Genomic DNA, 234 nt, shown 5'->3' with positions numbered 1-234 from the left:
TCTGATGCCGCGTTCGCGTATCCGGCAGGGGCTGCGCAGATCAGTGGCCCCATCTCGGCCTGCATCGCCATTTCCTCGCGCGTGAGCCGCAGGGAGCCTGAACTTGCGGCAAGCTCGATGTGGAACATGCTGTCGTCGCGGATCGCCTGCGCAGCATCCTGAGCCGACTCGATCTTCACCGCCATCGATGCCAGGCGCCCATGCGAAAGCCGCCCGCTTCGGTCCGCTGCGGCA

1 pseudogene is annotated in these 234 nt (G+C 66.2%); it reads right to left on the bottom strand.

Annotation, left to right across the window (positions count from 1 at the left end):
- Positions 1–185 (bottom strand): annotated as a pseudogene (locus SB764_RS44745) (hypothetical protein); the annotation flags it as partial.
- Between the last annotated feature and the right edge of the window lie 49 nt (positions 186–234).

Origin of the sequence: Paraburkholderia sp. SIMBA_027 (assembly GCF_046535315.1) — a bacterium.
GTDB lineage: Bacteria > Pseudomonadota > Gammaproteobacteria > Burkholderiales > Burkholderiaceae > Paraburkholderia > Paraburkholderia tropica.
This window is presented reverse-complemented; position numbering and strand designations above follow the sequence as displayed.